Here is a 22,639-nt window from a genome sequence, read left to right as displayed (position 1 = left end):
TATTTAATGTGCTTCTAACCAATTATTACCAAATCCACTAGTCACTTCAATTGGCACTCGTAAAGGTAGTGCATTTTGCATTTCTTTGTGTACAATTTCTGTTAAAGTATCTTTTTCTGAATGTAAAACATCTAAAAGTAACTCATCGTGAACCTGTAATATTAGCTTAGATTGTAATTTGTAGTGATTGAGTTGCTTTTGAATATTAATCATTGCTAATTTTATCATATCTGCAGCTGTTCCTTGAATTGGTGCGTTGATGGCATTTCTTTCGGCAAAACTTCTAATGGTAAAGTTCTTAGCATTGATGTCTCTCAAATAGCGTCTTCTTCCTAACAAAGTTTCGGCGTATTCGTGTTTTTTAGCAAAAGCAATAGCATCGTCCATATATTGTTTAATACCATTATATTTAACAAAATATTGTTCAATTAGTTCAGCAGCTTCTGATTTTGGAATTGCCAATCGTTGAGCCAAACCAAACGCAGAAATTCCGTAAATAATTCCGAAGTTGACCATTTTTGCTTTTCTACGCATGTCTGATGTAACTTCGTTTAAAGCAACACCATATACATTTGCAGCTGTTGATGTATGTACATCAATTCCATTGTTAAATGCATTCATCATGTTTTCATCGCCACTAATTGATGCTACGATTCTGAGTTCGATTTGAGAATAATCGGCAGACAAAAGTGTATAGTTTTCATTTCTTGGAACAAATGCTTGTCTTATGATTCTTCCTTTTTCTGTACGAATTGGAATGTTTTGTAAGTTTGGATTATTAGAACTTAGTCGACCTGTTGCTGCTACTGCTTGATTGAATGTAGTATGAATTCTATGTGTTTTTGGATTGATTAAGTTGGGCAATGCATCAACATAAGTAGATTTGAGCTTGGTTAATTCTCTATAATTTAATATATGTTCTATTATTGGATGTTCATTTTCTAGCTTACTTAGTGTTGCTTCATCTGTAGAATATTGACCTGTTTTTGTTTTTTTACCTTGATAAGGAATTTTCATTACATCGAACAGAATTTCGCCTAGCTGTTTTGGTGAATCTAAATTAAATTGATTATTAGATAGTTGATATATTTCGTCTTGCAATGAAACAATATCATGTGCTAGTTCTTCGGAATATTTTTTTAAGAAAGGAACATCTATGTTTACGCCTTCGTATTCCATATCTGCTAATACTTCAATTAACGGTGATTCTACATCGTAAAACAGTTTATGCAAGTGCTTTTCTTCTATACTTTTATTAAAAATATGATAGAGTTGTAAAGTTATGTCTGCATCTTCACAAGCATAATCGATGAGTTCTTTATCATCAACATCTTGCATATTGCCTTGTGCTTTGCCTTTTTTTCCAATCAAGGATTCGATAGCAATTGGTGTATAGTTTAAGTAGTCTTGAGCCAATCTATCCATTCCATGCTTTCCATCTGGTTGCATTAGATAGTGTGCAATCATAGTGTCCCAAAAAACTCCTTTAATTTCTATTTGATATTGCTTTAATACTAAATCATCATATTTAATATTATGTGCTATTTTAATGCTGTTTTCGTTGGCTAAAAGTGGTTGAATGAGTTGCAAAATTGCCTTGGTTGCTTCGTCATCTTCAGGAAATCTTATAAAATATGCTTGATTAGATTCTACAGAGAATGTAATGGCTACAATTTTACAATTTAATGGATCTAAGCCAGTTGTTTCTGTATCGAAACACAATACTTTATGCTTCATTAAACTGTCGACTGCTGTTTTAATTTCTTCCTCAGTTTTTAAATGAATATATTTTTTATTTATAGATTCTATACTATTGGCTTCGTTTACTATTGGAACATTGGTAGTTGCTGTATCAAACAAATTCATTTGATTGCTATTGGTATTATTATTCGTAGTAACTGTTGCTGCTTGAACAATGTCGAAGTCTTTGCCTAATATTCTTTTTCCTAGCGTTCTAAATTCTAATTCAGAAAAAAGCTGTGTCAAGACTGTTGTATTAAAATTACCAATTTTTAAGTTGGCTTCATTAAATTCTACTGGAACATCTGTATACACTGTTGCCAATTGCTTAGACATAAGTGCTTGATCTTTTTGTTCGATTAACTTTTCTTGTAATTTTCCTTTTATTTCATCAATATGATTATATATGTTTTCTACTGAATTATATTGATTAATCAATTTTATTGCTGTCTTCTCTCCTACACCTAAAACTCCAGGAATATTATCTACAGCATCGCCCATTAATCCTAAAATGTCTATTAATTGTAATGGATTTTCAATCTGCCATTTATCGCAAATTTCTTTAACACCATAGGTTTGTGCTGGATTTCCCATATATGGTGGACGATGAATAAAAATTTTATCAGTAACCAATTGTCCTAAATCTTTATCCATGGTTACAATGTGCGTTTCAAAATCATGTTTTGCTGCAAGTTGAGCAACAGTTCCAATTACATCATCGGCTTCGTAACCTTGCATTTCTAAAATTGGAATATTAAATCCTTTTAAAATTTCTTTGATGTATGGCACAGAAAAGATAATATCTTCTGGTGTTTCTTGTCTGTTTGCTTTATATGCTTCAAACTCTTCGTGTCTGATGGTATCGCCTGGCATATCGAAGCAACAAGCTAAATGCGTTGGTTGGTATTTTTGAATGATTTCCCAAAGTGTGCTTACAAAACCAGAAATTGCAGATACATTTTGATTTTTGCTATTAATCAATGGATTTCTTTGCATTGCAAAATATGCTCTGAATATAATGGCAAAAGAATCGAACAGAAATAATTTTTTCATGTGCTTAAAGATACGACAAAGGATTTAAAAACTGTTGGAAGGAAACTTTCGACAACACTTTAAAAGAAATTGTTTGGTAAAATGGATAAAGTGTTTTGCACTTCGGTTTGTGAGAACACGATAAAAAAATAATTAGTGCAGCGTCCTTTTCAAGAGACACTGCTTGGAATAAAATAATTTCGACAGCACTTTAATTCTTAAACTGAATTTAGGTTAATAGATTCCTGCATACGCAGAAATGACGAATGAACTAATTTGTCTGCAATAAGTGAATGGCTTCTATTGGATTTTGAACTTGAATATAGAGTTTGTTATATTTTTCATTTTTCAATTCTACAATAATGGCATTTTCTCTTTGTGCATATAAGACATCCCAGAAATTGCGTTGTTTCTTTTTTATAAAAGTTCCTGCATATATTACAAATGGAAAAGCAGTGCCTGGAAATCGTAATCCTTTGTATTCATTAAGTTCTTTTTCATCTTGATAAACGCTAACTATATTTGATTTATCAACTTCAATTTTTGATTTTAAAGTCCACAATTTATGTAATCCATTAATTGTAAAAACTACTTTATTGTCTTCCATATTAATTGTTACCATGATTGATATTATTTTTTATAAAGTTACCAATTTTTTCGATTGCTTGATTGGCTTCTGGAATAATTCCACCTAAATAATGAAAAACATGCATCATGTTATTCCAAATATCTAACTCTACATTTACATTGGCTAATTTCATTTTATTGGCTACACGAATGGCATCATCTAACAAAACTTCACTAGTACCAACTTGAATGAGTGTAGGTGGAAATCCATCAAAATTGGCGAACAGTGGCGAAATTAATGGATTGGTTGGATCGTTTGTTGTATAGTATTTTTCTGCAAAGAAGCCCAACATATCAGCTGGAAGCATAGGATCAATATCTGCTTTTGATTGAATGCTATCTCCACTCATCGTTAAGTCTGTCCATGGTGCAATTAACACCAAACTTGATGGCAATGGTAATTGTTGATTAAGTATTTCTAGTGTTAATGCTAAAGCCAAACCACCACCAGCAGAATCGCCACCAATAATTATATTTTTATATCCATCTATTATTAATTGTTGATATACTTTAATTCCATCTTCAATTGCTTTAGGAAATGGTTCTTCTGGTGCTTTAGCATAGTTAACACCTATGGCTTTGCAATGTGCTGCTCTAGCAATTCTAGCAATTAAAGCTTTATGTGTTTTATATGAGCCAAAACAGTAAGCACCACCAGGCAAGTATAATAATACCGTATCGTGATTATAATGCATTGGCGTAAACCATGCTGCCTCAATTCCTGCATAAATTGTTTCTTCTTTTTCCACACCTCTTGGAAATTTAGTAATGGTTGCCAGTCGTTCAAAACTAGCTCTATTGGTTTTATCGTCTAATTTTTTAGCTACGACTAAGGTGCTTCTAAAACTTTTAATAATGGTTTGTACTGCTTTACTTTGAACACTTTGCATAATGTGCAAGATAAGCAACAAAAATGATTTATATAAATTTATGTATTATAGGCATACTCTATTTGCAATAGGTATTAAAGTTTTAAACTTTTGTAGTATTCTGTTAATTAGCATTCTTTTAAAACCATATTCAATCTACTCTTCCTCATCGAGTAAACCCATTTTTTTTGCTCGTTCTTGCCAACGATTTCTAGCATATGATTGTAAGTCGGACACCGTGTCTTTTTCGTCCATGATTTCTTTTCCAAATAAAGTCTCTACTATATCTTCTAGTGTCACTAAACCCATTACGCCACCATATTCATCTACTACAATTGCTAAGTGTTCTTTTTTGTCTAATAGCTTATCAAACAATTTTGGCAAAGACAATGTGTATGAAACAATTAATACAGAGCGTTTTATTTCGGATAGTTTTTTGTTGTCTTCTTCTTCTACCAATGCTTTTAATAAATCGTCTTTTAGCAATAAACCTGTTACAAAATCTTTATTTTGATGATACAATGGTATTCTAGAAAAAGGAATTTGCTTCTCTATTTTTTCGTAGTAATTAATTAGTGTTTGATCTTCTTCTGCCATTCTAATTACAGTTCTTGGTGTCATTACATCTTTGGCTTTTAATTCTTCGAACGACAGTAAGTTTTTAATGATGCGATATTCATCTTTTTGTAGTTCACCACTTTCTTCTACTACTTGAGCCATTACTGCAAAATCGCTACGACTCAACACACTTTGTTCTTTGTTCTTTTTAAGTGTTTTAGTAATGAGTTGGCTTACCCAAACAAATGGAAATAATATATATACAATAACTTGTATGCTCCTTGCAGAAAACGATGCTAATGATTGCCAATTGTTAGCACCGATAGTTTTAGGAATGATTTCTGACAGAATAAGAATAGCTAAGGTCATTGCTGCTGCAATAATAGATTCGTAGGACAAATGAAAGCCAAAAACGGTAAAATAATTAGCTCCGAAAACTTTTCCTGCTTGAGCTCCAACACCTATTGCACCAACTGTATGAGCTATAGTATTAAGCGTAAGAATAGCAGACAAAGGTTTGTCGATGTCTTTTTTAAATTGCTCTAAAATAGTTCCTGTAATACTCCCTTCTTGTACTTTTCTTTTTACAAATGATGGTGTAATACTTAGCAGTACTGCCTCCCAAATTGAACAAAAGAAAGAAGTTGTAATAGATAATAGAAAGAATATAATTAATAATGTCATAATAATTTAGTAGTGAGTATCTTGCCTTTCGGCAGACAGGTTGAGTAATAAATATTGAGATTTTTTTTGTTTTATTGCAACTGTATTATTTATGTTTGTTAAAATAGTACTTGATTTTGATGCAAAAGTAAGAAAAATTTGGAGTATCGGAAGAATGTAAAGTAAAAACAATTTACATATCATATATTTTATTTAAAAATATTAATTTATAGTTACAACAACTTTCTTAATTCATCCAATTTCATTAGTGCTTCTACTGGTGTTAGTGTATTGACATCTACTTTTTCTAATACTTCTTTGAGTTTCATTAATCGTGGATCGTCCATAGCAAACATATTCAATTGAAAATTATCTGTTGCTGGTAATTGTTTTAAACTCTGTTGTATGTCTCCTGCTAAACTGCGTTGCGATTCTAGTTCTTGTAAAATTTCATTAGCTCGTTTTATAATGCTATTCGGCATTCCTGCCATTTTTGCTACATGAATTCCAAAGCTGTGCTGACTGCCTCCTTTTTCTAATTTTCTTAAAAAAATGACTTTATTGGCTGTTTCTTTTACTGATACATTGTAATTACTTATTCTAGGAAACTTATCTGCTAATTCATTCAATTCGTGATAATGTGTTGCAAACATTGTTTTAGGTTTGGCATTTGGAAATTGATGTAGAAATTCTACCAAACTCCAAGCAATAGAAATGCCATCATAAGTACTAGTACCTCTTCCAATTTCATCTAGTAATACCAAACTTCTTTCTGAAATATTATTGACAATACTCGCTGTTTCAATCATTTCTACCATAAAAGTAGATTCGCCTAAAGACAAATTATCGTTTGCTCCTACTCTAGTAAATAGTTTATCTATAATGCCAATGGTAGCAGATTTTGCAGGAACAAAACAACCCATTTGAGCCATTAATACAATTAAAGCTGTTTGTCTGAGTATAGCAGATTTACCACTCATATTTGGACCTGTAATAATGATAATTTGTTGGTCATTTGGATTCAAATATACATCATTAGGAACATAAACTTCGCCAAGTGGCAATTGTTGTTCAATTACTGGATGTCGTGCAGCTTCAATTTGTAGTGATAAATCGTTGGTAATTATTGGTTTTCTATAATTGTTTTTCTTGCTGACTTGTGCAAACGACAACAACACATCTAACTGTGCTATGATATTGCTATTGTGCTGAATTGGTTTTATAAACTCGGTAATGTAAGTAATCAATGCATCAAAAATTTCAACTTCTAAAGCTGCAATTTTATCTTCTGCTCCTAGTATTTTTTCTTCATATTCTTTTAATTCTGGAGTGATGTATCTTTCTGCACTTACCAAAGTCTGCTTTCTAATCCATTCGTTTGGAACTTTATCTTTATATGTATTTCTTACTTCTAAATAATAACCAAATACATTATTAAAACCAATTTTTAAAGAGTTGATACCTGTTCTTTCACTTTCTTTATTTTGTAGAGCAGCCAAATAATCTTTTCCTTTCGTAGCAATTTCTAATAATTCATCGAGTGTATCGTTTACTCCTTTTTTAACAACATTACCTTTTTGTACAGCAACTGGAGCATCGTCATTCATTTCTTTTTGAATTTTTTCTCTAACAGAAACACACAGATTAATTTGTTCTGCATATTTTTTTAATGTACTATTATCGCTATTAATACATAATTCTTTTATTGGTTCAATTGCTATTAATGATTTTTTAAGTTGAATAACTTCTCTCGGACTAATCTTTCCAACTGCTACTTTAGAAATCAGTCGTTCTAAATCGCCAATTGCTTTAATGTGTTGTATAATACTTTGCATTAAATCTGGTTCTTTGATAAAGTATTCTACAGTACTTAATCGTTCTTCAATTATATTTTTATTTTTTAATGGCAAAGCTACCCATCGTTTTAATAAACGACTTCCCATTGGAGTTATACTATAATCTAAAATATCAATTAAAGCCACACCTTTTTCGTGTGTACTTCTAATAAGTTCTAAATTTCTAGCAGTAAATCTATCTAGCCAAATATATTGATCGTGTTCAATTCTAGCAATAGTATTGATGTGTTGAATTTGGTTGTGAACGGCATCTGTTAGATATTGTAAACAAGCACCTGCAGCCAAAATTGCCAATGGTAAATCTTGAATACCAAAACCTTTAAGCGTTTGTACTTGAAATTGTTGTTCTAACTTTTTAATTAAATAGTCGCCATCATACACCCAATCATCTACAGCAAAAGTATAATATTGATTATGATAATACGAATTAAATATCTTTTGTTGTTGCTTTGGAAAAATAATTTCGTTAGGCAAAAAACTTTGTAGTAATTTATCTATATGTGTTTTATTACCTTGTGATACTAAAAACTCGCCTGTAGAAATATCAATAAATGCAATACCAATATCTTGTTTATCAAAAAATAAAGAGCATAAAAAATTATTAGATTTATGATCTAAAATTTTATCGCTGATAGCAACGCCAGGTGTAATCAATTCGGTAACACCTCTTTTTACTATTGTTTTAGTTTGTTTTGGATCTTCGAGTTGTTCGCAAATTGCAACTCTATAACCAGCTTTAACCAATTTTGGCAAATAGGTATCGACAGAATGATGAGGAAAGCCAGCCAACTCCATTTCTGAAGCAGAACCATTGGCTCTTTTAGTAAGTACAATTCCAAGAATTTCTGAAGCTTTGATGGCATCACTTCCAAAAGTTTCGTAGAAATCACCTACACGAAATAACAAGATAGCATCAGGATATTTTTGTTTAATCCTGTTGTATTGACCCATTAAAGGCGTTTCTTTTGATTTTGTTTTTGCCAAAATGTCTATTTTTGCTTTCGTTTTAAGAATTGCTAAAATACAAACAATGCGTAAACTAAAACTAGATGAACTCAATAGATTATCCACAACGGAATATCAGCAAACCAATAAATTACCCATTATTGTTGTAGTGGACAATGTACGCAGTGCTATGAATGTTGGTTCTATTTTTAGAACTTGCGATGCTTTTTTAATTGAAGCCATTTATTTAGTTGGCATTACAGCTCAACCACCAAACCGAGAAATTTTAAAAACGGCATTGGGTGCTACTGAAAGTGTAGATTGGCAGTATTTTGAAAATATAAGAAGTGTTATTGATGAATTAAAATCAAACGACTATCAAATTTTAGCCATAGAACAATCTGATGCGTCTGTTTTATTGCATGATTTTGAGATTGACAAGCATCAAAAATATGCATTGGTATTAGGTAATGAAGTAGATGGTGTTTCTAATGAATTTATCAATAATTGTACTGCTTGTATAGAAATTCCACAATATGGTACAAAGCACTCTTTAAATGTATCGGTTTGTGCTGGTATTGTTATTTGGCATTTTGCTAGTAGTTTGATGGAATAAGCAAATAAGCTTTAAAGGTTAAACAGTTACGCTGCTTCTTCAATTAAAAGAATTAGCTAATAAGGTTGAAGTGCTACGCACTTCTTTTGTATATAATTTAAAACAAATGTTCTCTCTTTATTTACATTAATTAGTACTATTAAATTTCATTTTGGTTGAATTTCATGCAAGAATTTTATATTTTCGATAGTATAAAACTTAAATTATTATTTTTAAACAATGGATTTTATAGACTATTATCAAACGCTAGGTATTGCTAAAAATGCTACGCAAGATGAAATTAAAAAAGCATATCGGAAATTGGCTCGAAAATATCATCCAGATTTGAATCCGAATGACAAAGATTCGGAACAAAAATTTAAACAAATTAATGAAGCCAATGAAGTTTTAAGCAATCCTGAGAATAGAAAAAAGTACGACCAATACGGAAAAGATTGGCAACATGCTGAAGCTTACGAGCAAGCTAAAGCCAATCAACAGCAACAACAACGGAATTATCAAAACAACTATACTTATTCTAATACTGGCGATTTTGGTAATGAAGATTACTCTGATTTCTTTGAACAAATGTTTGGTGGCAGTCGTGGTGGTTTTGGTCGTAGCAATAACAGACAAACAAAATTTAGAGGTGAAGACTTTCATGCTACCATGCAAATTAGCTTGCGAGAGGCGTATACTACACATAAGAAAACATTTAATTTTAATGGAAAAGATATTCGTATTACCATTCCTGCTGGAATTGCAGACCATCAGAAAATAAAATTAAAAGCATATGGTGGTGCTGGTGTAAATGGTGGACCAAATGGCGATTTATATATTGAATTTAATATTATTAATGATACTGATTTTAATAGAGTTGGCAATGATTTACACAAAACAGTAAACATTGATTTGTATACTGCCATTTTAGGTGGAGATGTTACCGTTACTTCGTTTGATAGTAAAGTAAAACTAACAATAAAACCAGAAACTGAAAACGACACTAAAGTTAGACTTAAAGGAAAAGGATTTCCTATTTATAAAAAAGACAATCAGTTTGGCGATTTAATACTGACCATAAAAGTAATGATGCCAAAGAATCTTTCAGAGAAAGAAAAAGAACTATTTACAGAACTTTCTAAAATGAACAGCAAATGAAAACTGAAAAATTAATTTTAATAAGTGAGTTAGAAAAGCATTATGAGTTAAATAATTCTTTCTTTAATGATATACAAACTTATGATTTATTAGAAGTTCACATTGTATCTAACGAAAGATATTTACATCGTAAGCATTTAAAAAACTTTGAAAAAATATTACACTTACACAACGATTTAGCGATTAATTTTGAAGGCATTGATGTAATACTAAATTTAATGCAAAGAATTGAATCTCTGAGAAAAGAATTGCATTATGCTAAAACTACTTATGAGTTATAATTGTTAATCTGTTGTGCATTTAGAACCAAAATAAAATCGTCTTAACTTGTTCTGAATATTATGCTGTCAAAAATTTTCGCTTAATAGCTAAGTGAAAAATATCAGAAGGAAACTTCCGACAACACGGAAATGTCTAATAAAATCAACCTAAAACATGTCGCTTTAGCATTCTAGTAATAAAACGAATTTTTTCACCAATAGGAAATCTTGATAAATTAGTTTTTATAACTCCTTTTGTTAGCATTGTTTTCTTAGTATAATCTATACGAACATCTACCAAAACTGGTTTGCTTCCATTAGCAAGTGCCAACGCTTTATCTATAATTGTTTCTATTTCAAAATCATTTTGCATTAAAAAATATTCGCAACCAGTAGCTATTGCTAATCCTTCAAAATTAAAACCACCAATTACTGTACAAGTTTTATCTTTTAAAGGCACTTTTTGAAACTGTGCAATCTGTCCAAGTTCTCCATCATTAAAAACAAAAAGTATTGGTGCTATTTCATAGTTCTTAGCTGTAATTAATTCTAAACCTGTCATTTGTGCTGCACCATCTCCAACTATTCCAATAACTGTTTTATCTGGATGTGCCAACTTAGTAGCAATTGTAGCAGGAATGCAATAACCCATACAGTTAAAATCTGTAGGCGAAATTAAGTGATTGGCTTTGTAGCTGGTTAAAAGTTCTGCTGCTAGAAAAGTATGCTTGCCATCGTCTAATGCTACATATGCTTCTTCGTTTAATTTTTTATTCAGTACATCAAAAAACCAACCTGGCGAAACAATATCCTTTCGTTTGTCGACCAACCATTCGTCGTTATATTTTTTATTTAATGATGCAATTTTATGAGCAATATCTATATTATCATTTTTAATATCTTTATCTTTAATTTTTTTCCAAATAGCTTTTAGTACTGCTGTAGCATCGCCTTCTATATTTACAGTAGATTTATAATTTTTATCAAAAACCTCATTATTGATGTCTATATGAATTAATCCTTTTGGATTTTCTAGTCCGTAGCTACCTGTAGAAATTTCGGAAAAGCGAACACCTACTGCCAACATTGCATCGTGTTGTTTAAGTGCAAACTGACTACTTGGCTTTCCACTTGCTCCAATAAAACAACTAGTATATAATGGATGATTGTTTGGAAAAACACTTTTGCCTTGTAATGTTAATGCTACTGGAGCATTTAATTTTTCAGCTATTTTAATAGTGTATTCACTAGCAGCTCTTGCTCCCCAACCTAAATATAGCATTGGATGTTTTGCTGATAGTAGCATATTTACAGCTTCATCTATATTTTTTTCTATTGCCGATGGTTGTATCGTTGGTAAATTATATGGTGGTAATTCTTTAACTTCTTCACTAAACATCATTATTTCTACAGGAAATTCAATAAAAACAGGTCCAGGTTCGCCACTTATTGCAATTTGATAAGCTTCATATATTGTAGGAATAATATCGGCGTGGCTTTTAATTAGCAACTGTGCCTTAGTAACGCCTTGTGCAATTGGCTGCATATCTAATTGATGTAACTGATAATATTTACCACTATCTCTTCTTATACCACCAGCAATTACTACCATTGGAATTCCATCTAAATAAGCTTCGCCAATACCACTTAATGCATGTGTTAAACCAGCAGCTGGAACTATAGTTAAACAACCAATAGCGTTTGTAGTACGAGAAATTGCATCTGCCATAAAAGAAGCACCACCTTCGTGAGCTACTAGAATTGGTTTTATTTTACCTGATTTTTCTATAGCATCGTAGATTTCTGTTGTATGTGTACCTGGAATACCAAATGTAAATTGAACACCAATTTGTTCTAATGCATAAGTAGCAATTTGAGCTCCGTTCTTTTTCATATATTATATTGTTTTAATTAATTGTTTACCTGAAAGATGATGTGCTGTAATTCTTCCAGTAAGCACACAAGTAGTTAAAAAAGTACCTTCTAAAACACCTTTTCCGTGAATACCACCACCACCATAACCAGCAGCTTCACCTACAGCATATAAACCTTCTATTACATTTCCACTATTATCTAACACGCTACCATTTAAGTTTGTTTGAATGCCTCCTAGTGTTTTTCTTGATAAAATATATTCTCGAATTGCAACAAATGGCATGTGTTTACTATCGTTTATTTTCTGAAAATTACAATTTCTAAATCTATCGCCCATGTAATTTCGTAAATTTTGTAATCTTCTTAATTGGTCATCATTATAAAACTTTTTACCTCTTTCAATTTGAGCATCATATTCGTTAACGGCATCTTTTACATAATTTAGCTTTACATCGTTATTGCCTTCTAGTGCATTCATTTTTTGTACTAGTTCTTCTAGCGTATCTGCTACTACAAAATCTTTGCAGTTGTCTAACATATCTTTTACCAATGCTCTGTTGCCAAACAACAAAGTTTTAGCTACTTGAATATAACTTTTATTTTTAAATGCCAAGTTTGATTCTGCTCCAGAAATGGCAAACTCTTTATTTAAAATTTTCATATTCATTACTTGCCAAGAAAATTTCTTTTTCTGCCTACAAATTGCATCAACCAAAAAACGAGTATCAAATGCAGTAATTAAAGGAACTGGACCTATTCTTTCTCCTTCGTAGTTGAGCCACAAAGCAGAACGAGGTGGTACTAAACTCAAACCATCATCATTTTTTGTAGGACGAGGATGGTGCACTCCAGCAGCATATGGCCAAGTTTTATCTAAGTGTGTTAGTTTTCCATTGATTTTTTCGACTGCAAAATGAACTGTTCCATCTGCAAAAGGATGAGCACCATTTAATATTTTTTCTGGTGGCGTTCCCCAATCGCTGCTCCAATTTTTTTTCACTTGATTAATATCTCCACCTAAACCACCAGTTGCCACAATGGTATTGTCTCCAGTTGCAGTAAATGATTCGTTTGTAAGTTCATTAGTACCTTTTACTCCAACTACTTTATTGCCAGAAGTTAAAATTTCATCTATTTTGGTATTAAATACCATCGTTAATAAACTATTGGCTTTTGGATGATTGAGTAAGTGGTGTTTCAATTGTTCTGACAGTTCGTAACCAGTTCCCCAAACCATATGAAATCGTGGAAAAGTATTGCCTCGTTTAAACATACCTCTTTCTACCCAATGAACAACAGGAAAAAAACTAATATTTCTTTGTGTAAGAAAATGATAAACCTGTTCGGTAGTATTATTGACCAAAAGTTTTGCCCACTGCTTTGGTAAGCTATCATTGTCTTCAAATTCAGCAACAGACAGCCAATCTTTGAGTGCAATATCTGGATTGTCTTTAATGCCTCTTTTGCGTTGAATAGGTGAATCGACAAAGAACATACCACCGAATGACAGTTTAGCTAAGCCACCCATGTTTTTTTCTGCATCTCTATCTATCAGCAATACTTTTTGATTGTTATTTAATAGTTCGATTGCTGTAACAATACCTGCTAAGCCAGCACCTACTATAATATGATCGGCTTGAAAATTGCTCATCATATCTCTGTTTATAAAATTTACACAATATTCTAAGTTATCACCTATTCAATGAAACTTATAACAAATTGTATATTATTATAAAAAAGGTAGGATAATTCATTAATATTTAGTAGTAATTTTTATGATTATATTAAAGTAGACATTATTTGATATTAATAATTTCTATCTATAATATAATTAACTAAAGTTTGTAGTGCTGTTTTTGCTTCTGAATCTTTGAATATAGACAGTTGTTGTAGTGCTATATCTCTATACTCCATCATTTTTTGTTCGGCATAAGCCATGCCACCACTTTTGTGTACTGCTTCTATCAATAAATTAACTTGTACTTTATCTTCGTTATGGTTTTTAACAACATTAATCATCCATTGCTTTTGTTTTTTATCAGCATTATTCAATGCATAAATTAATGGCAATGTCATTTTTCTTTCTTTAATATCAATGCCTCTTGGTTTACCAATATCGTGTTCGCCATAATCAAATAAATCATCTTTTATTTGAAAAGCCATTCCTATATTTTCGCCAAGCAATCGCATTTGTTCTATTACAGTTTCATCTTTGGTAACAGAAGCTGCACCTACTTCGCAAGCTGCTGCAATTAAAGAAGCCGTTTTATTCTTTATGATTTCGTAGTACACACTTTCTTCAATATCTAATCGTCTTGCCTTTTCCATTTGTAGCAACTCACCTTCGCTCATTTTTTGTACCGCATTAGAAGTAATGTGCAACAAATTATAATTTTTAGTATCTAAAGCATGTAATAAACCTTTCGCTAAAAAATAATCGCCTACTAAAACAGCAATTTTATTTTTCCAAAGTGCATTGATAGAAAAAAAACCTCGTCGTTCGTTAGCATCGTCTACTACATCATCGTGTACTAAAGTGGCTGTATGTAGTAATTCTATTAAAGAAGCTCCTGTATAAGTGTTTTCATTAAAATCGCCACAAATCTTAGCTATTAAGAAAACAAACATTGGTCGCACTTGCTTTCCTTTTCTTTTATAAATATATGAATTTACTTTATCTAATAATGAAACCTGACTTCGCATTACCGATTTGAACTTTTCTTCAAAAATTTGCAATTCTTCGTCAATTGGTAATTTTATTTCGTCTATGGTTTTGCTCATGCACTACAAAAATATGTTTTATATTATTCTTATCCTAAATAAACCTTTAAATTAGTGCTATGAAAAAAGCACCACTTATCATACATAATACAAATAAAACAGCAATAAGTTTAGATGTGTGGTATCCTGAAGCAAAAGGAAATTATCCAGTTGTAATTTTTGCTCATGGTTTTAAAGGTTTTAAAGATTGGGGACATTTTGGTTTGTTGATGCAACAATTGGTTGATAATAATATGGTTGTGGTAAAATTTAATTTTTCTGGAAATGGTACTACGCCTGAATTTATGACTGATTTTGTTGATTTAGAAAAATTTGGCAATAATAATTGGTCAATTGAATTAGGTGATTTGAATACTGTTGTTGATTTTGTGGAAGACAATATTGTTCATTATCATGGTGATAAAAATAATATAAATTTGATTGGTCATAGTCGTGGTGGTGGTATTAGTATTTTGCAGACGGCTAAAGATCATCGAATAAAAAAATTAATTACTTGGGCAAGTGTTGCTTCGTTTGATTATTTTATTGATGCAATTGATATACAACAGTGGGAAAATGATGGTGTAGTATATACCTATAATGGTAGAACTAAACAAAATATGCCTTTATATTATCAATTATATGAAGATTATATAAAAAATAAATCAAATTTAAATATACTACAACAAGCAGAAAAAATAGAGCAAAATTGGTTAATTATTCATGGAAGTAATGATGAAGCTGTAAGTGTTGACTATGCAAAACAATTACATGAATCAAATTCTAACAGTAAAATATATATTATTGAAAATGCTACACATACTTTTGGTGGTAAACATCCTTTTGAAGATGAAGTTTTACCTACTCATAGTAAACAATTGATTGAAGAGACAATAACATTCTTGATAAGCAATTAGAATAATATTCTAATATGATTAAAAATATTCTTATCTATTCTAAAAATTACAACTGCTTAATTTCTGAAATTAATTCTTGTAGTGCTTTTTTAGCATCACCAAAATACATGGAAGTTTTATCATCATAGAATAATAAGTTGTCAATTCCTGCATAACCTGCATTCATTGATCTTTTATTCACTATAATATTTTTAGCTCTGTTGACTTCTAGAATTGGCATTCCGTAGATAGGTGAACTTGGATCTGTTTTTGCCGCAGGATTTACTACATCGTTTGCTCCAACAACTAACACTACATCTGTTTGGTCGAATTCTGGATTGATATCTTCCATTTCTACCAATTTATCGTAATCTACATCAGATTCTGCTAAAAGAACATTCATATGTCCTGGCATTCTACCAGCCACTGGATGAATGGCATATTTAACTTCTACGCCTCTTTCTTCTAATAATTGTTCTAACTCATGTATAATATGTTGTGCTTGAGCAACTGCTAAACCATATCCTGGAACAATGACTACTTTTTTAGAGTAATTCAATAAAACTGCAGCATCTGTAGCAGACATATCTTTAATAGTACCTTGCGTTTCATCGCCACTAGCTGTAGCACTATTGCCACCAAAAGCACCAAATATTACATTAGATAATGGTCTGTTCATTGCTTTACACATTGCTAAAGTTAATAATGTACCAGCAGAACCAACTAAAATACCACCAGTTAACATTACTTTATTATCATATAAGAAACCACCAAAAGCAGCTGCTAAACCTGTAAATGAGTTTAACAATGAGATAACTACTGGCATATCTGCTCCACCAATTGGAAATACAAACAACACACCATAAATTAAAGCTGCTGCAAATAATGACCACAATAAAATTGGACTAGAAGCACCACTAACAACAATATAGATTGCAAATGCAACTACTGCTACAAAAAATACATTGTTGATGATGTTATAAGCAGGAATTCTGATTGGCTTTTTCAAAGTTCCAGCTAATTTTAAATAAGCAATTACTGAACCAGAAAATGAAATAGAACCAATTACCAAACCAGCCATAATAAATCCTAATGCACCAATATTACCTAAGTTGTGATTAAATTCTGTTAGACCAATTAAAGCCGCACATGCACCACCCATACCATTAAACATAGAAACCAATTCTGGCATTTTGGTCATTTGTACTCTTTTAGCAACCAACCAACCAGAAACAGTTCCGATGGCAATAGCTCCAAAAATTAAAGCGTATTTAAAAGCAGAACGATGTACTGTTCCTTCTGCGTTATTATATAAAAATATAGTTCCTAAAATAGCTATGGTCATACCAAAAGCACCAATTAAGTTTCCATTTCTTGCTGTTTTAGGATTACCCATCATCTTTAATCCAACGATGAAAGTGATAGAGCCAATAAGATAACAAATCTCTAGTAAGCCAATATTAAAATTTTCAAACATAATATACTATTAAATTAAATATTATTTCTTTTTAAACATATCCAACATTCTGTCGGTAACTACAAAACCACCAACCACATTTAGTGTTCCTAAAATTACTGCTAAAAATCCGAGTACTAAACCTGCAATATTATCAGGTTCTGTATCTAACATAACAATAATTGCACCTATAATTACTACACCATGTATAGCGTTTGCACCAGACATTAAAGGTGTATGTAATACTGTTGGCACACCACCTATTACTTCAACACCAACAAAGACAGATAATACGATGAAGTAAATCATCTCTTTGTTCTCTATAATAAATTGAAATATTGCTTCCATATATTTTTATTAAAAGTATTTTTAATTATTTAAAACTGATTGATGTACTTTATTGCCATCGTGGACAATTAAGCAACCTTTGGTAATTTCTTCGTCCATTTCCCATTTAAAACCTTCGTTATCTGCTAAATGATATAACAGCGTTTGAATATTCTTAGCGTATAAGTCGCTCGCATTCATTGGTAATAAAGATGGTATATTGCCTTCTCCAATAATAGTTACGCCATTAAGAACAATAGTTTCATTGAGTTTGCTTCCTACCACATTTCCACCTTGTTCTACAGCCATATCTAAAATAACAGAACCAAATTTCATGCTTTTCACCATATCATCAGTTACTAAAACTGGTGCTTTTCTTCCAGGAATTAAAGCCGTAGTAATTACAATGTCTGCTTCTTTAACATGTTTGGCTACCAACTCTTGTTGTTTCTTTAAAAACTCTTCCGATACACCTTTTACATATCCACCTTCCATTTTAATAGAATCATCGCCTTTTACTTCGATGAATTTTCCACCTAAAGATTCTACTTGCTCTTTCGTTTCAGGTCTAATGTCGGTTACTTCTACAATAGCACCTAATCTTTTTGCAGTAGCAATAGCTTGTAATCCAGCTACACCGGCACCAAAAATCACTACTTTAGAAGGACGAATAGTACCAGCAGCAGTAGTCATCATTGGTAAAATTTTACCAATTTGATTAGCACACATCAACACTGACTTATAACCTGCTAAATTGGCTTGAGACGATAAGGCATCCATTTTTTGAGCACGAGAAATTCTTGGCACAGCATCCATAGAAAATGCAGAAATACCAGCTTTAGCACAAGCATCTACCAATTCTGGATTAGTAGCAGCCCACATAAACGAAATTAGCTTCGCTCCTTTTTTCATCTGAGCGATTTCATCGGCTTGTGGTGCATTTACTTTAAGTACAACATCTGCCTGACTGTAAACTTCGTTGCTATTGCTTGCAATTTTACAACCTACTGCAGTATAATTGTCATCATTATAATAAGAATTTAAACCAGCTCCAGCTTCAATAATTACTTGAAAACCTTTGCTTATAATTTCTTTTGCTACGGTTGGCGTAATAGCCACTCTATTTTCTTTGAACTTTGTTTCTTTAGGAACAGCAATTATCATCTAAAAAAATTTTTACAAAAATAAACTTTTTAACAATTTTTACGAATTCTGTATTTTAATATAAAGTTACCTATAACTCAGAATTTATTTTATACTTGTGATAAATTTATTTGAAAAAGAGATGAATAAAAGAAAAATTGGATTTGTAATTGGATTTGTACTACTGATGTGGTTGATTTATCTACTTGGTTTTTTCTTAAAAATAGACTTAGGTATTTTAGGAATTTATCCTAGAGCAATCAATTCGTTACTTGGAATAATTACTTCACCTTTTATTCATGGTAGTTTTGAACATTTAATCTCTAACACTTTTCCTTTTATTATCTTGATGCTACTTTTTTTATATACGCATCAACGATATAGTTTTTTAATATTTGGACTCATTTACCTAAGTACTAATATTTTAGTTTGGATTTTTGCTCGACCTGCGTATCATATTGGTGCAAGTGGTTTGGTATATGGTTTGGCATCATATTTATTTTTTACCGGATTTTATAGGAACAATATGTTATCTATTGCTGTTTCTTTAATAGTTGCTTTATTATATGGTGGATTGGTTTGGGGAATTGTACCATATGATAGTAGTGTATCTTGGGAAGCTCATTTATTTGGTGCTATATGTGGTTTTGTAGTGGCTATTCTATTTAGAAATACTCATCAAACTGATGACACAACAGATGATTTTGAAGAAAATACAGATGACCGCAAAAGTTTTGATAAATTTTTGGAGGAAAGGAGGTAAACCAACATAGACTTTCAGTCTATAGATTTGGTTGATGGACTAAAAATACTATTGGTACATTCTCATTCAAGAATAAAATTATTTTTATCCTCATCTTTTGAATTTCTGTGATGTTCCAAATATTCATGTCCGTCCCTGAAATAGGTTGACCGTTTTACAAACGGAAAACAAGATGAAAGCAAATTTAAAAAAGATTAGAAAACATCGTAAATTTAGTGACTCATTTAAGCTAAGTCTAGTAAAAGAGTTTGAAACTGGTAGGTATAGTGTAGTTGAACTTGAGCGACTGCATGACATATCAGATTCTCTAATTTACAGCTGGATTTATAAGTATTCAAAGTACAATGAAAAAGGATATCGTATGGTGGAACACACAGAAAGCAGCACAAAAAAAGTAAAAGAATTACAAGACAAAATTAAATTGTTAGAAGCCATAGTTGGTCAAAAACAGATTAAGATAGACTTCTTGGAAAAGATGATAGACATTGCTAAAGAAGAACTAGATATTGATATTAAAAAAAACTACTCCACTCCACAATCCAACACTTCAAATCAAACAAAAACAAAATGAGTTATTCTTTAAATCAGTTATACAAAGTGGTAGGCATTAGCAAACAAGCTGTAAATCAGTATGCTAAAAGGCAAGCCGTGTTTGATGAACAAGTAATGTTATTACTTAAAGAAGCAGAAACGCTTCGACAAGAACATCCAGGTTGTGGAGTTGAAAAGATGTATTACACACTAAAGCCAAATTTTATTGGCAGAGACAAATTTGTAGATTTATTTATGGATTTAGGTTTTAGGATCAAACGAAAGAAAAACTATCATAGAACAACTACTGCTTCTAAATTGTATTATCCTAACTTAATTCAAGGCATGTTGTTACACAGTCCGAGCCAAGTATGGCAAAGCGACATTACTTATATTAAAGTAAACAACGAGTTTTATTATGCTGTATTTATTATAGATGTTTATACCAAGAAAATAGTAGGATATCATGTATCAGATAGTTTAAGAGCCGAAGCTAATGTACAAGCACTAAAAATGGCATTAAAACAAAACCAAGCACCACAGGTACATCATTCAGATAAAGGTAGTCAATACATTTATAAGGATTATATTAAACTGCTAAAATCTCAAAATACTTTAATCAGTATGGGAGAAACAGCATTAGATAATGCCTATGCAGAACGCATTAATCAAACCATAAAAAACGAATATTTAGCTTATTGGCAACCTAAAAATTATCAAACATTAAAAACAATGACAAACAGAGCAGTAAAACATTACAACAACAAAAGACTACACAATGCAGTAGGCAGAAAAACACCCATAGCTTTTGAAAAAGAAGTAGTAGCTTTACCAAAGCAACAAAGACCAAAAGCGATTATTTATGCCGAAGGTTTAAAAAACGAAGGTGGCTTTGAGCCACACTTCGTTTTTAGCAACAAAGACCTGCAAGCTCCTATTTGTCCGATGGATTTAAACAAAATGAACAATATTTTTTTAACCAAAACGGTCAACTCTATTTAGGGATGGACATCATTTCATCTATTATATTCTCTCTACTCTAACAACAAAATATTCAAAATTTATTTTGTTCTTCTGAACGCTAATTAGTATCAGGCAATATTCTATATGAATATAATTTTTAATACAACTTCTTTCAATGTTAGACCATCTTCTGCTTCATATAATTGACAAAGGATACTACGACAACGATTTTTTATTTCTTCTTCATAATATGAGAAACTGATACTTTGTTCCCAAACTAAATGAGTTGTTAATCTTCTTACTGTATGTCGATTGAGTTATTGATATTCTGCTTTACAAAAATAACATTTTTAGAAACTGAAATATACTAAAATGCATAATTTTAACTATTTCTCTGAACAATAAACTTTCAAAGCTTCTTCTAGGCATTTAGCCGCTTGTGTTAAATCTGCACTGTTTAAAACATAGGCAATTCTTACTTCATTCTTGCCTTTGTTATGTGTGGCATAAAAACCACTTCCTGGTGCTAACATCACCGTAGCACCATTATAATTAAAATCAGTCAATAACCATTTACAAAAATCATCAGTATCTGCTACAGGTAATTGTACCATACAATAAAATGCACCATTGGGTGTATGACAAGCAACACCATCAATTTTATTAAGTAAACCAACTATGGTATCTCTTCTTTGTTGATATTCTTTTTTAATGGCAACAAAATAATCTTTGTCTACATCAAACAAAGCTTTGGCTGCTTCTTGTGCTAAACCTGGCGGACTTAATCGTTGCTGTGCAAACTTTAACACTGTTTCTAAAACTTCTTTATTTTTAGTTGCAACCATTCCAATTCTCGCACCACACGCACTAAATCGTTTTGAAATAGAATCTACTAAAATTAAATGTTGTGCTAAATCTTCAAAACTAAATAAGCTAATATGTTCTTGTTCTGCATATACAAATTCTCTATACACTTCGTCGCTAATAATAAATAAATCGTGTTTTAATGCTAATGCTTTTAATCGATTTAATTCATCATAACTATAAGTATATCCAGTAGGATTATTTGGATTGCAAATTAAAATAGCTTTGGTGTTTTCATTAATAACAGCTTCAAACTCATCAATGCTAGGTAAAGCAAAACCATTTTCAAAGCTCGTAGCAATAGGTCGTACTTTTATATTACCACTTCTCGAAAATCCAATATAATTAGCATACAATGGCTCAGGAATAATGACTTCATCATTTTCATCAAGTATAGAAAGCAAAGTAAAAAATAAAGCTTCAGAAGCACCAGTTGTAATTAAAATATCATCTGCTTGTAAATTAGGTAGGTTACATCTTGTTTGAAAATATTGAGCATATTTTATTCTAAGTGATTCATAACCATTAGACGGACTATACTCTAAAATTTTCTTTTGCATACTATGTACTGCTTGCCAAAGTTCTGTTGGCGTTTCAATATCTGGTTGACCAATATTTAGGTGATAAATATGAGTTCCTTTTTTCTTAGCTTCTTCTGCATATACAGCCAACTTCCTAATTGGCGAAGAAGGCATCATTTTTCCTTTATTTGATATTGATGGCATAAGATGCAAAAATAAAAAACTCCATGTATTTTG

General features: G+C 31.4%; 19 protein-coding genes. 7 read left to right on the top strand and 12 right to left on the bottom strand.

Going from position 1 to position 22,639, the window contains the following annotated elements:
- Positions 1–3: 3 nt before the first annotated feature.
- The 5 genes from polA to mutS all read right to left on the bottom strand — a co-directional run bounded on the left by polA (position 4) and on the right by mutS (position 8,296).
- Positions 4–2,793, bottom strand: coding sequence for a DNA polymerase I (gene polA, locus H6553_07055; GenBank protein ID MCB9033577.1), 2,790 nt, complete (start codon positions 2,791–2,793; stop codon positions 4–6).
- 250 nt (positions 2,794–3,043) lie between these two features.
- Positions 3,044–3,394: a hypothetical protein gene (locus H6553_07050; GenBank protein MCB9033576.1), complete on the bottom strand. Its 351-nt coding sequence runs from the start codon at positions 3,392–3,394 to the stop codon at positions 3,044–3,046.
- Complete coding sequence (locus H6553_07045) at positions 3,381–4,289, bottom strand: alpha/beta hydrolase (GenBank protein MCB9033575.1); 909 nt, start codon at positions 4,287–4,289, stop codon at positions 3,381–3,383. The genes H6553_07050 and H6553_07045 overlap by 14 nt, the downstream gene beginning before the upstream one ends.
- A gap of 135 nt (positions 4,290–4,424) precedes the next feature.
- Positions 4,425–5,510, bottom strand: a complete 1,086-nt coding sequence (locus H6553_07040; GenBank protein ID MCB9033574.1) for an HlyC/CorC family transporter — start codon at positions 5,508–5,510, stop codon at positions 4,425–4,427.
- A 212-nt stretch (positions 5,511–5,722) separates the two neighbouring features.
- A complete protein-coding gene (gene mutS, locus H6553_07035; protein MCB9033573.1) occupies positions 5,723–8,296 on the bottom strand; it encodes a DNA mismatch repair protein MutS in 2,574 nt (857 codons plus the stop codon).
- Positions 8,297–8,375: 79 nt separating this feature from the next.
- On the opposite strand from mutS, the gene H6553_07030 reads away from it, so the two are divergent.
- The 3 genes from H6553_07030 (at position 8,376) to H6553_07020 (ending at position 10,324) form a co-directional block, all read left to right on the top strand.
- Positions 8,376–8,906 carry an RNA methyltransferase gene (locus tag H6553_07030; GenBank protein ID MCB9033572.1) on the top strand — a complete coding sequence of 177 codons (531 nt, stop codon included), beginning with the start codon at positions 8,376–8,378 and terminating at the stop codon, positions 8,904–8,906.
- A 219-nt stretch (positions 8,907–9,125) separates the two neighbouring features.
- Positions 9,126–10,043, top strand: a complete 918-nt coding sequence (locus H6553_07025) for a J domain-containing protein (protein ID MCB9033571.1) — start codon at positions 9,126–9,128, stop codon at positions 10,041–10,043.
- Positions 10,040–10,324 (top strand): hypothetical protein, encoded by a 285-nt coding sequence (locus H6553_07020; GenBank protein MCB9033570.1) that lies wholly within the window; start codon positions 10,040–10,042, stop codon positions 10,322–10,324. The genes H6553_07025 and H6553_07020 overlap by 4 nt, the downstream gene beginning before the upstream one ends.
- A gap of 142 nt (positions 10,325–10,466) precedes the next feature.
- Here H6553_07020 and H6553_07015 read toward each other — a convergent pair whose 3' ends face one another.
- The 3 genes from H6553_07015 to H6553_07005 all read right to left on the bottom strand — a co-directional run bounded on the left by H6553_07015 (position 10,467) and on the right by H6553_07005 (position 14,959).
- A complete protein-coding gene (locus H6553_07015; protein MCB9033569.1) occupies positions 10,467–12,197 on the bottom strand; it encodes a thiamine pyrophosphate-binding protein in 1,731 nt (576 codons plus the stop codon).
- Between the two features lie 3 nt (positions 12,198–12,200).
- Positions 12,201–13,832: an FAD-binding dehydrogenase gene (locus H6553_07010; GenBank protein ID MCB9033568.1), complete on the bottom strand. Its 1,632-nt coding sequence runs from the start codon at positions 13,830–13,832 to the stop codon at positions 12,201–12,203.
- A gap of 152 nt (positions 13,833–13,984) precedes the next feature.
- Entirely contained in the window at positions 13,985–14,959 is a 975-nt protein-coding gene (locus H6553_07005) for a polyprenyl synthetase family protein (protein ID MCB9033567.1), read from the bottom strand.
- 59 nt (positions 14,960–15,018) lie between these two features.
- On the opposite strand from H6553_07005, the gene H6553_07000 reads away from it, so the two are divergent.
- Complete coding sequence (locus H6553_07000) at positions 15,019–15,855, top strand: alpha/beta fold hydrolase (GenBank protein ID MCB9033566.1); 837 nt, start codon at positions 15,019–15,021, stop codon at positions 15,853–15,855.
- Between the two features lie 46 nt (positions 15,856–15,901).
- Here the strand turns inward: H6553_07000 and H6553_06995 are convergent, their stop codons facing one another.
- From H6553_06995 to H6553_06985, 3 genes are read right to left on the bottom strand one after another with little or no spacing between them, the layout of a single operon-like run.
- Positions 15,902–17,311 carry an NAD(P)(+) transhydrogenase (Re/Si-specific) subunit beta gene (locus tag H6553_06995; protein MCB9033565.1) on the bottom strand — a complete coding sequence of 470 codons (1,410 nt, stop codon included), beginning with the start codon at positions 17,309–17,311 and terminating at the stop codon, positions 15,902–15,904.
- A gap of 21 nt (positions 17,312–17,332) precedes the next feature.
- Positions 17,333–17,638, bottom strand: a complete 306-nt coding sequence (locus H6553_06990) for an NAD(P) transhydrogenase subunit alpha (GenBank protein MCB9033564.1) — start codon at positions 17,636–17,638, stop codon at positions 17,333–17,335.
- A 21-nt stretch (positions 17,639–17,659) separates the two neighbouring features.
- Positions 17,660–18,781, bottom strand: a complete 1,122-nt coding sequence (locus H6553_06985; protein MCB9033563.1) for a Re/Si-specific NAD(P)(+) transhydrogenase subunit alpha — start codon at positions 18,779–18,781, stop codon at positions 17,660–17,662.
- A 166-nt stretch (positions 18,782–18,947) separates the two neighbouring features.
- Between H6553_06985 and H6553_06980 the strand changes: the two genes are divergently transcribed.
- The 3 genes from H6553_06980 to H6553_06970 all read left to right on the top strand — a co-directional run bounded on the left by H6553_06980 (position 18,948) and on the right by H6553_06970 (position 21,056).
- Positions 18,948–19,523, top strand: coding sequence for a rhomboid family intramembrane serine protease (locus H6553_06980; protein ID MCB9033562.1), 576 nt, complete (start codon positions 18,948–18,950; stop codon positions 19,521–19,523).
- A gap of 172 nt (positions 19,524–19,695) precedes the next feature.
- Complete coding sequence (locus tag H6553_06975; protein ID MCB9033561.1) at positions 19,696–20,094, top strand: transposase; 399 nt, start codon at positions 19,696–19,698, stop codon at positions 20,092–20,094.
- Positions 20,091–21,056 carry an IS3 family transposase gene (locus tag H6553_06970; protein ID MCB9033560.1) on the top strand — a complete coding sequence of 322 codons (966 nt, stop codon included), beginning with the start codon at positions 20,091–20,093 and terminating at the stop codon, positions 21,054–21,056. Before H6553_06975 ends, H6553_06970 begins: the two co-directional genes overlap by 4 nt.
- A 347-nt stretch (positions 21,057–21,403) precedes the next feature.
- Here H6553_06970 and H6553_06965 read toward each other — a convergent pair whose 3' ends face one another.
- Positions 21,404–22,606, bottom strand: a complete 1,203-nt coding sequence (locus tag H6553_06965) for a pyridoxal phosphate-dependent aminotransferase (GenBank protein MCB9033559.1) — start codon at positions 22,604–22,606, stop codon at positions 21,404–21,406.
- Positions 22,607–22,639 lie beyond the last annotated feature (33 nt).

The sequence above is a fragment of the Chitinophagales bacterium genome (assembly GCA_020636535.1).
Taxonomy (GTDB): Bacteria; Bacteroidota; Bacteroidia; order Chitinophagales; family JADIYW01; genus JADJSS01.
Note: the sequence above shows the minus strand (reverse complement) of the source record. Positions and strands in the feature narration are given on the sequence as shown.

Bases quoted from the DNA above. Each gene is read 5' to 3' on its own strand.
- H6553_07025 (MCB9033571.1), top strand. From the start codon at position 9,126: ATGGATTTTATAGACTATTATCAAACGCTAGGTATTGCTAAAAATGCT.
- H6553_07030 (MCB9033572.1), top strand. From the start codon at position 8,376: ATGCGTAAACTAAAACTAGATGAACTCAATAGATTATCCACAACGGAA.
- H6553_07045 (MCB9033575.1), bottom strand. From the start codon at position 4,289: ATGCAAAGTGTTCAAAGTAAAGCAGTACAAACCATTATTAAAAGTTTT.
- H6553_07050 (MCB9033576.1), bottom strand. From the start codon at position 3,394: ATGGTAACAATTAATATGGAAGACAATAAAGTAGTTTTTACAATTAAT.
- H6553_07000 (MCB9033566.1), top strand. From the start codon at position 15,019: ATGAAAAAAGCACCACTTATCATACATAATACAAATAAAACAGCAATA.
- H6553_06970 (MCB9033560.1), top strand. From the start codon at position 20,091: ATGAGTTATTCTTTAAATCAGTTATACAAAGTGGTAGGCATTAGCAAA.
- H6553_06985 (MCB9033563.1), bottom strand. From the start codon at position 18,781: ATGATAATTGCTGTTCCTAAAGAAACAAAGTTCAAAGAAAATAGAGTG.
- H6553_06990 (MCB9033564.1), bottom strand. From the start codon at position 17,638: ATGGAAGCAATATTTCAATTTATTATAGAGAACAAAGAGATGATTTAC.
- mutS (MCB9033573.1), bottom strand. From the start codon at position 8,296: ATGGGTCAATACAACAGGATTAAACAAAAATATCCTGATGCTATCTTG.
- H6553_07010 (MCB9033568.1), bottom strand. From the start codon at position 13,832: ATGATGAGCAATTTTCAAGCCGATCATATTATAGTAGGTGCTGGCTTA.
- H6553_07005 (MCB9033567.1), bottom strand. From the start codon at position 14,959: ATGAGCAAAACCATAGACGAAATAAAATTACCAATTGACGAAGAATTG.
- H6553_06980 (MCB9033562.1), top strand. From the start codon at position 18,948: ATGTGGTTGATTTATCTACTTGGTTTTTTCTTAAAAATAGACTTAGGT.
- H6553_07015 (MCB9033569.1), bottom strand. From the start codon at position 12,197: ATGAAAAAGAACGGAGCTCAAATTGCTACTTATGCATTAGAACAAATT.
- polA (MCB9033577.1), bottom strand. From the start codon at position 2,793: ATGAAAAAATTATTTCTGTTCGATTCTTTTGCCATTATATTCAGAGCA.
- H6553_07040 (MCB9033574.1), bottom strand. From the start codon at position 5,510: ATGACATTATTAATTATATTCTTTCTATTATCTATTACAACTTCTTTC.
- H6553_07020 (MCB9033570.1), top strand. From the start codon at position 10,040: ATGAAAACTGAAAAATTAATTTTAATAAGTGAGTTAGAAAAGCATTAT.
- H6553_06975 (MCB9033561.1), top strand. From the start codon at position 19,696: ATGAAAGCAAATTTAAAAAAGATTAGAAAACATCGTAAATTTAGTGAC.
- H6553_06965 (MCB9033559.1), bottom strand. From the start codon at position 22,606: ATGCCATCAATATCAAATAAAGGAAAAATGATGCCTTCTTCGCCAATT.
- H6553_06995 (MCB9033565.1), bottom strand. From the start codon at position 17,311: ATGTTTGAAAATTTTAATATTGGCTTACTAGAGATTTGTTATCTTATT.